The sequence below is a fragment of the Streptomyces sp. NPDC027962 genome, assembly GCF_055566095.1.
This window is the reverse complement of the sequence record NZ_JBVHTA010000078.1, coordinates 1-9,248: the sequence shown is the minus strand read 5'-3', so window position 1 is coordinate 9,248 and position 9,248 is coordinate 1. Positions and strand designations below refer to the sequence as shown.

Below are 9,248 nucleotides of genomic sequence, written 5' to 3'. Positions count from 1 at the left end.
CTGGTCCAGCGAACTCGAGGCCGATCTCGACACGTTCCGCTGGTTGCACCGCTGCAACACAAGGCGCCATCACTCCCGCGTCGGGGGAACACAGCCCGATCGCCTACGAAGCGGCGTCCGGAACAACAGGAACTACGCTGTCACCAGCCGCATATGTAGGTTCCGTGTTTCGGGCGTCTGCCACGCACCCCCCGTACGCCCCCGATCTGATCCTCAAACGATCAGTGCGGCCGGGTCGGCGCCCTGGTGCGGTAGGCGCCCGGTGTCGCGCCCGTCCACCGGCGGAACGCGCGGATGAACGCCGCCGCATCGGCGTAACCAAGCCTTACGGCGATCTGGTCCACTCCCAGTCCGGGGGTGGACAGCATCTCGACAGCGCGAGCGTGCCGCGCTCCGTCGACGAGACGCCGGTAGGAAGTGCCTTCCGCAGCCAGACGCCGGTGCAGTGTGCGGGTGGAGACGTGCAGCGCGGCTGCGGCAACGCCCATGTCGGGTATCCGGTCCGGCCACTGCATGAGCAGTTCCCGTACCCGCGCCGCGCATTCGGTGTGGGCGCGCCGGGCCAGCAGGAGGCTGCACTCGCGTTCGCACACCCGCATCGTGTGGCGGTCCGCCTGCGGCAGCGACTGCTCCAGTACCGCGGCCGGGGTGACGATCGCGTTGCGCGGCGCCCCGAAGGCTATCGGTGCGCCGGCGAACACCTCGTACGCTGCGGGATCTTCAGGCCGTGGGAAGCGCACCTCCAGCCGGAGGGGGGTGAAGGGCCGCCCCAGAACGGTGTCCAGGATGGTGCGGATGTTGGCCATTTCCCGCTCGACGAAGAAGTGCTGGACGGGCTGGGGCACGAACCCGTCGTCCAGGACGAGGTGGACCTCGTCCCCTTCCTCCTGAAGGTGGATCCCGACCATGGTGAAGGTGAGTTCCAGGTAGCGCAGTCCCACAACCGCCGCTTCGCGCAGCGTCGGGCTGGCCAGCAGCGCGAAGCCCCACACGCTGTACTTGCGCAGCGGAATCCGGTTGCCGACCTCCAGCCCCAGGCCGGGAGCATCGCCTGTGGCACGGACCAGATTCTGCGCGACGACGAGCTCCTGCCAGGCGCGGACGTGTGCGGCATCGTCGGCAAGAGTGTTCTCGTCCACACCGCTGCCGTCCAGGCATGCCGGTACGGGAACTCCGCGCTCGACCCCGACATCCACCATCGCTCGCACGCCTGAGATGCCTCGCGGGAACAACCGTGGAGCCGTGGGGGCTTCGTCGCCCCCCGGCCCGTGGCCGGAACGGCCAACAGCATGGCCGCCATTGCCTGGAACCAGCACTGCCAATCCCCCTAGCATCGGAAGGGATCGATGCGGCGAATCCCGCCGCAGGCTGTCCTTCAGCCTAGCCGGGATGTGCGTGCCGGCCAGGGGGCATATGCGGTATCAGCCACGGTCACCCGTAGGGCTCAGCGCGCGCCCCACAGCCATCGCGTGTGCAACCTCTGTACCGGAACGCGTTCTTGACAGTACCCGTGAACCACACCGGTCAGGAGACCACGGAGTGGAATGGGGACCACCCTTCTGAAGTGAACAGGCGGAGTGATTGATGGACGAATTGAGCACGGTGGAAGTAATGCTGGTCGACAATGAGGACCTTGTGCGGCGCGGTTTCCGGCATGCACTGGGGGAGGCATCGGACATCACCGTGGTCGCCGATGCGAGGGTCGGCGAGGAGGCATTACGAATGCTTGAACTGAGGCGACCGCAAGTCGTACTCGTCGATGCCGAACACGAATTCATCCGCCAAATCGCCAAGCCTTCAGGGACGACAGCACCAGGAATCGCACCCGGATTCATCCCCGGGATCGTCGTCCTCACCAGCATCGACCTCGACAGCCATTTGTTCGGGGCGCTGAAGGCGGGCGCAAGCGGTTTCCTACTCAAGAGCGCCAGCCAGGAGGAGCTGACCTCGGCCGTCCGCGCGGTCGCCGGCGGCGCGGCTTTCCTCTGCCCCACGATGACCCGACGGCTGATCGATCGGTTCGAGATTCTTCCGCCGCCGCAGGAACGCTCGCACGCGGTCGCGCTGGCCACCCTGAGCCGCCGGGAGACCGAAGTCCTGTCCGGTATGGCCATGGGGAGGTCGAATCAGGAGATCGCCCGCGAGCTGCATGTAACGCCCGCCACCGTGAAGTCCCATGTCTCGCGCATCCTCGCCAAGCTCGAGTTGCCGAACCGGATGCACGCGGCGCTGATGGCTCAGCGGAGCGGTCTGGTGCACCCGCCCCCGCCTGCGCAGGCTCCACGGGCCTCCGCAGGCCCTCCAGGTACCCCCAGCCCCTCAAGCCCCCTCTCCTCCGGCCCGTCCCGCCCCCTGGTCAGGCGGACTTGGTGAAAGCGAGGACCACGTTGTGGCCGCCGAAACCGAACGAGTTCGAGATGGCCGCGGTGACCCTGGTGTGTCGAGGACTTCCCGTGACGATGTCCACCTTCACCTCGGGGTCCTTGTCGTCGAGGTTCCTGGTCGCGGGAATGACGTCGTTGAAGACGCTCAGGACCGTGAAGATGGCCTCGATCGCGCCCGCCCCGCCGATGAGATGGCCCGTGAGCGACTTGGTCGCCGTCACGAGAGCATGCGGACCGATCGATTCAAGCAACGCCGACGCTTCGATACGGTCACCGACGGGCGTACCGGGAGCGTGAGCGTTGACGTGAACGATGTCCTGCGGGCCGAGGCCGCCGGTGCTCAACGCCTGGCGGATCGCACTGATCTGACCGTCCGCTGAAGGAGCCGTCATTGCGTGCGCGTCGGAGCTCATCCCCGTACCGGCGAGCGTGGCATACGCCCGCGCGCCACGGTCTCTCGCGGAATCGGCTCGTTCCAGTACGACGGCTCCGGCGCCCTCCGCCATGACGAAGCCGTCCCGCGCGCTGTCGAACGGCCGCGATGCGCTCTGAGGTGCGTCATGAAGGCTGGACAAAGCTCCCATGCGGGCGAAGGCCGCCATGGACAGCCGCCCGATGCACGCCTCGGTGCCGCCGGCGACAACGACGTCGGCCCGCCCGGCACGAAGTATGGCGAGCCCCATGGCGATGGCCTCCGCTCCCGAGGCACAGGCGCTGGTCGGTGCGTGGGCGCCGGCTCGGGCGCCGAGGTCCAGACTGACGGCGGCGGCCGGGCCGTTGGGCATCAGCATCGTCACGGCGAAGGGCGACACGCGCCCCGGCCCCTTCGCCGAGGACAGGTCGTGCTGGTCGACCAGGGTCTTCCCGCCGCCGAGTCCTGTGCCGATCACCACGGCCAACCGCTCAGGCGCCACCGTGGGCGCGCCGGCGTCGGCCCATGCCTGCCGGGCCGCCACCAACGCGATCTGCTGGCAGCGGTCCATCCGCCGGGCCTCGACCCGGTGCAATACCTCGGTCGGTTCCTGACTCAGTCGGCCCACCAGCCGTACGGGCAGGTCGCGGGCCCACGGTTCGTCGAGCACGGTGACCGGGGATTCACCGGCGAGCAGCCCCGTCCAGGTGGAGTGGACGTCGGCACCCAACGGCGTGGTCATTCCCAGGCCGGTGACCACAACGCCGGTCGTGCCGAGGACCTCCCCGTCCGGGGAGCCGGGGAGATCGGGGAGCTTCGGATAACCCAGGAAGTAGCCGTCAGATGCTTCGTAGGACATCACGGTTCCCTTTCTGAAGCTTTCCAGGGAGTGGTCTCCCCTGGACACGGGCGTGGGTATGGGAGCATTCGCTGCCTACCCGCCGTCGTCATTACGGTAGAGAGCACGAGGCGCTTTCCATATCGGCCGGCGGACGGAACCGTGAGGGCGACCGGAGACTGGTCGTGATTCGCCCTACGGCCCACCCGGCACTCGCCCCCGGCAGAGGGGTGGACGCCTTCCGCCGGCGGATACCCGATACTTCTCCGCCGACCTAGCATCTCTCCGAGTGGAACGAACGTGACGCAGGCGTACAGCAATAGCTGGGACATAGCCAGGCCCTTGCGGCCGACGGGGGAAATGGCAGGGCAATGGCAATGGCCAGGCCGAACAGGAGGACCACGATGTCAGAGGATGCCCTCACAGAATTCCGACTCGAGCCGACGACCTTGGTCGAGCTCTGCAGGTATCGCGCGTCCAGGGACCCGGATCGACGGATGTTCACCTTCCTGGAGAACGGCCTCGACGAGTCCGACTCGCTCACCCTCGCCCAACTCGACGCCCGCGCACGGGCTATCGCCATGCGCCTGAGCAGGCTTGCCGCACCGGGCGCCCGCGCCGTTCTGAGCTACCCGCCGGGTCTGGACTTCGTGGCCGCCTTCTTCGGCTGCCTGTATGCCGGACTGATCGCGGTGCCCGCTCCCCCGGTGCTGCGCGTCGGCGTCGACGACCGGTATACGCGCTTCCAGGCGATCGTCAACAGCTGCCAGCCGGATCTGGTGCTGTCGAACGGGTCCAGGCTGGACCGTGTCGACACCTTACTGAAAGGCATGTCGACACCGCGCCGGCCGGCCACTGTGGCGACTGACGAGATCATCGGGGCGGACGCATACGGCTGGAATGCCCCCCACATCGGCCCGGACACGATCGCGTACCTCCAGTACACCTCCGGCACGACCGGTCCGCCCCGGGGTGTGGGGCTCACCCATGGCAACGTCCTGCACAACCTCTCGCTGATCCTGGCCAACGGTTCCCGGGACACGGACGATGTCGACCGGCTGCCGCCCGTTGTCTCCTGGCTGCCCGTGTTCCACGACATGGGACTGATCACCGGGGTCCTGCAGCCGCTCTATGTCGGGTACGACGCCGTACTGATGCCGCCGTCGGCGTTCACCCAGGATCCGGTCAACTGGCTCCGCGCGATGTCGGACCGCGGGGCGGGCATAAGTTCGGCACCCGGCTTCGGGTACGAGCTGTGCGTGCGGCGCGTCTCCGAGCAGCAGCTGCGCTCCCTCGATTTCAGCGGCTGGCGGATCGCGGTGGTCGGGGACGAGCCGGTGCGTGCGGAGATGATTGACCAGTTCAGTGCCATGCTCGCCCCGTTCGGCTTTCGCCGAGAGGCGTTCTTCCCGAGCTACGGCATCGCCGAGTCCACCGTGATGCTCAGCGGCGGGCCGGTGGAGCCCGAACCGGTGATCCGGCGGTTCGACGCGGTGGCGCTGGCGAAAGGCACGGTGCAGCGAGCCGGTCGCGAGGACGGGGCCCGCCGACTGGTCGGCCTGGGCCAGGTGCACCCGTCCATGACCGTCGCGGTGGTGGATCCGGCCACCGGCGAACCGTGCGCCCCGGACGAGACAGGGGAGATCCTGGCATCCGGACCGAGTATCGGTGCCGCGTACTGGAACGCCCCGCAGGAGACGGCAGCTACGTTCAACGCCACCGTGCGCGGCCACGAGGGCAGCCAGTTCCTGCGCACCGGCAGCCTGGGCTTTCTGGACGGCGGTCAGCTCTTCGTCACCTGCCGGGTGGACGACCTCATCGTCGTGGAGGGCATGCAGCACTACCCGTACGACATCGAGGCGACCGCGGGAGGAAGCCACGCGGCCGTACGGGAAGGCTGCTGCTGCGCGTTCACCGTCGAGGACGGCGGACGCACGCGCCTCGTCGTCCTGGCTGAGATCAACAGCCGGTACCGCGTCGTGGCCGGCCCCCCGCCGGACGCTCCGTCAGGTGCACGCGCGACCGTCGGCGCGGACGAGGTCGAAGAAGCCGTCCGGGAGGCCGTCTTCGCCGGACACGGCCTCCGGGCCGACGAGGTCCTCCTGGTCAAGGCCGGCTCGCTGCCGTTCACCACCAGCGGCAAGCTGCAGCGCTCGCGGTGCCGGTCCAGGTACCGGGCGCGGGTGTTCGAGACGGTCTGAACCTCGCCCCATGCAGGGAGGGCGCGCGAACTGCCGCTGCCTTCTTCCTCCTTCCTCCGTTTGGAGTGGTCTCATGCAAACCAATCATCAGCACAGTGTCCGCCTGCCCGAGGGCGTGGCCGGTGAGCATGGTGCACCGACGACGTTGATCGACCTGTGCCGCACGCGTGCGGCAGCCGAGCCCGACCGGAAGAGCTTTGTGTTCCTGGGCAATGGTGTCGATGAATCCGACTCACTGACCCTGGCCGAACTCGACCGCTATGCGCGGGCGATCGCCGTGACGCTGCTGAGGCGGGCTCCCACCGCACGCGCACGCGCGCTGCTGAGCTACCCGCCCGGACTGGAGTTCCACGCCGCCTTCCTGGGCTGCATCTATGCGGGTCTGATCCCGGTGCCGGTAGCTCCGCTCGACGGCACACGGGGCAATGCCAAATGGACCCGGGTGGAGTCGATTGCCGCCAGTTCCGAGTCCCGGCTGTTCCTTTCCACCGGCCCCATGCTTGCCGCCGCGGAGCCCGTCCTCAGCGGCACCGAAGGGCTCGCCCGACTCGACCGGGTGGCGACCGACGAGGTATCCCTGGACCTGGCCCGGCAGTGGACCCCGCCGGTGGCCGCCGCTGAGATGGTCGCCTACCTGCAGTACTCCTCGGGATCGACCGGAGTACCGAAGGGCGTCGCGATCACTCACGGCAATGTGCTCAACAATCTGTCCTTGATATACGACACCACGCGTCGGTCTGCCGACGACGCCGGGCTGCCCCGCCCGTCGTCGGTGTCGTGGCTGCCGCCGCACCACAACATGGGCCTCATCTGCAACGTCCTCGAGTCCCTCTTCTCCGGCCGGGACGTCACACTGCTGCCGACGATGACGTTCGTACAGCGTCCGCTCACGTGGCTGCGGGCGATCTCCCGGCTCGGACGCGCGGACAGCTGCGCGCCGAACTTCGCCTACGACCTGTGTGTCCGCCGGGTGACCGACGCTCAGCGCCGGGAACTCGACCTCAGCCGTTGGGAGATGGCTCTGGTCGGAGGTGAGCCTGTCCGCGCCGATACCCTCGCCCGCTTCTGCGCGGCATTCGCAGGGGCCGGCTTCCGGCGCGGGGCGCTGTCCCCCGCGTACGGCCTTGCCGAGGCGACAGTGATGGTCACGGCCGTGCCGGTCGGCCAGGACCCGGAAGTCTTGCGCGTGGACTCCGCTGCGCTCACCGGCGGAAGAGTGCGCCCAGCCGCGTCGGCGGCGGACGGTCGGGAGCTGGTCGGCTGCGGCCCGATCCATCCGTTGAGCACGGCTGTCGCCGTCGATCCGGAGACCGGCAAGCCCTGCGATGAGGACGAGGTGGGCGAGATCCTCGTGTCCGGCCCGAGCGTCGCAACGGGCTACCTGAACGCTCCCAAGGAGAGTGCCGAGACCTTCATGGGGACCCTTCCCGACCAGCCGGGCGAGCGGTTCCTCCGTACCGGTGACCTCGGATTTCTGCACAGCGGGGAACTGTTCATCACCGGTCGGGCGAAGGACGTCATCATCATCGCCGGTGCCAACCACTACCCGCAGGACATCGAAGCCACTGTCGAGGCCAGCCATCCGGCAGTCCGCGAGTTCGGTGCGTGCGCGGTGTCGGTCGACGACGGCGCGCATGAACGGCTCATCGTGCTCGCCGAGACGACGGCGGCAGCCGGCGGCGGAGGCGGGAGTGACGAGCCGGTGACCGCGCAGGAGATCAAGCAGGAGATCAGGCGCGCCGTCCATGCAGGGCACCGCATCCAGGTACACGATGTCGTCCTCCTCAAGCCGGGGACGCTGCCGCTCACGACGACCGGCAAGCTGCAACGTCGCGACAGCCGGGACCGATACCTGGGGGGTTCCTTCGAGGCCGCCCTCATCGAATGAGGTGGCGCGGTCGAGCGGCGCCGCCGGCTGTTGAGCTCAGTCGGCGGTGGTGGTGCGGTCGTCGGATGCCGGTGCGAACGGCGATGAGGGCGACGTCGTCGCTGCGGTCCTGAGAGGTAACCCGAAAGAGTGAATGCGCTGACCGGCTGTCCTGTCGCACTGCGGCTGTCAGATGGTGGGCCGTTGACGAGCTGGGATGCCAGGTCGTTTGCGACCGCGGAGGCTCGGGGTTCTCAAGTGACCTGGCTTTTACGGAAGTCTCATTCGCGATAGAGGCGGGCCACGGCCATGGAGACATCGGTGTGGCCCGCCATGCCGTCTGCTGGTCGCGGCCGCTTCAGGCTTGATTTCCGGGCTGGAGCCTCAGCTGTTGGCCAGGGTGCGGTCTAGAAGGGGGAGCAGGCGATCCCAGTGGTGCTTCAGCCCGGAGGCGCTGAATGCGTCGGTGTCGGACATGGTGAAGCCGTGGGTGGTGTCGGGGTAGATCTCGGAGGTGTAGCCGATACCTGCCGCATCCAGGGCCTGGTTGAGCTCGCCGAGGGCCTCAGGTGTCATGTCGCCTTCGGCATGGCCGAGGTGGACCTGGGCGGTGAGCTTGGAGAAGAGGTCGGGCCCGTCGACACCCACGGGGCCGTGGAACGCGGCGACGGCCGCCACCTGGTCGGGGTGGGCCGCAGCGGTGCGCATCGCGTAGAGGCCACCTATGCAGTAGCCGGTCACCGCGACCGGCCCGGCGCCGACCTCGGGCTGGGAGGTGAGGAACCTGAGGTAGGCGTCGGCGTCGCTCAGGACACGTTCGGCGGCGTGTGCCTCGATCAGGGGCATCAGCTGGGCGAAGACCGCGGGCCGGACCTCTTCTCCGATGTACTCGGGAAGCTCGACCAGCGGTGCCGGGCCGTGCCGGTAGAAGGAGTTGGGGACAAGCACGTAGTAGCCGTGCCCGGCCAGTTCGCGGGCCATCTCCCGCAGCACGGGCCGGATGCCGAAGCCGTCCGCGTACATCAGCACCCCTGGGTGCCGCTCGCTGTGGTCGGGGAAGGCGGCGAAGGCGTCGGCCTGGCCGTCCGCGGTGGGAATCTGCAGCGTCTTGGTGGGCATGAATGCTCCTGTCGTGGTTGATGTGCAGAGCCTGTGATCAACACGACGGAGGCGGAGCCCGCGCAGCAGCGCAAGAGCCTCGATCAAACAGCGGGCCCAAACCGGCCCGTACGGCGCTCAGAAGAGCCCCGGGTCACCGATCCGTGTGTGGCGCAATGCCGTCCCGGTATTCATGCCGCACAGCGTAGCCCACCGGCTACGAGCCGACGCCAGCACTCCAGCTGTCCCGTCTCATTAGATCTTGCAGGGGCGGCGCCGTTGACCTGCGGGGTGACAGGCTCAACCGCGACTTGCTGGGGGCAGCGACGAGGCGTCGCGAAGACGCGTGGGCGGTGCGGTCGGCGCGTCTCATGGATCATGGCGAGGGTGATGCCGCCTGAGCAGGACCTTGTCAGGTTGGCGAGACGCTTGACGGCCGGTTTCGCAT

At 68.3% G+C, this 9,248-nt stretch carries 6 protein-coding genes; 3 read left to right on the top strand and 3 right to left on the bottom strand.

Translation table 11 applies throughout. The features are described 5' to 3' along the window. Nucleotides 1-221 precede the first annotated feature (221 nt). Nucleotides 222-1,199, bottom strand: coding sequence for an AraC family transcriptional regulator (locus ACZ4SA_RS36245; RefSeq protein ID WP_468282885.1), 978 nt, complete (start codon nt 1,197-1,199; stop codon nt 222-224). A 385-nt stretch (nt 1,200-1,584) separates the two neighbouring features. Between ACZ4SA_RS36245 and ACZ4SA_RS36240 the strand changes: the two genes are divergently transcribed. Beyond that, on the top strand, nt 1,585-2,373 hold the full coding sequence (locus ACZ4SA_RS36240) for a LuxR C-terminal-related transcriptional regulator (RefSeq protein ID WP_468282882.1): 789 nt from the start codon (nt 1,585-1,587) through the stop codon (nt 2,371-2,373). On the opposite strand, the gene ACZ4SA_RS36235 is transcribed toward ACZ4SA_RS36240, so the two are convergent. Beyond that, nucleotides 2,357-3,655, bottom strand: a complete 1,299-nt coding sequence (locus tag ACZ4SA_RS36235) for a beta-ketoacyl-[acyl-carrier-protein] synthase family protein (RefSeq protein ID WP_468282878.1) — start codon at nt 3,653-3,655, stop codon at nt 2,357-2,359. The genes ACZ4SA_RS36240 and ACZ4SA_RS36235 overlap by 17 nt on opposite strands. Nucleotides 3,656-4,005: 350 nt before the next feature. On the opposite strand from ACZ4SA_RS36235, the gene ACZ4SA_RS36230 reads away from it, so the two are divergent. Together ACZ4SA_RS36230 and ACZ4SA_RS36225 are read left to right on the top strand one after the other, a co-directional pair. After that, nucleotides 4,006-5,835: a fatty acyl-AMP ligase gene (locus ACZ4SA_RS36230; RefSeq protein ID WP_468282875.1), complete on the top strand. Its 1,830-nt coding sequence runs from the start codon at nt 4,006-4,008 to the stop codon at nt 5,833-5,835. 73 nt (nt 5,836-5,908) lie between these two features. Beyond that, nucleotides 5,909-7,723, top strand: coding sequence for a fatty acyl-AMP ligase (locus ACZ4SA_RS36225; protein ID WP_468282871.1), 1,815 nt, complete (start codon nt 5,909-5,911; stop codon nt 7,721-7,723). A gap of 363 nt (nt 7,724-8,086) precedes the next feature. On the opposite strand, the gene ACZ4SA_RS36220 is transcribed toward ACZ4SA_RS36225, so the two are convergent. Further along, nucleotides 8,087-8,821, bottom strand: coding sequence for a dienelactone hydrolase family protein (locus tag ACZ4SA_RS36220; protein WP_468282867.1), 735 nt, complete (start codon nt 8,819-8,821; stop codon nt 8,087-8,089). Nucleotides 8,822-9,248 lie beyond the last annotated feature (427 nt).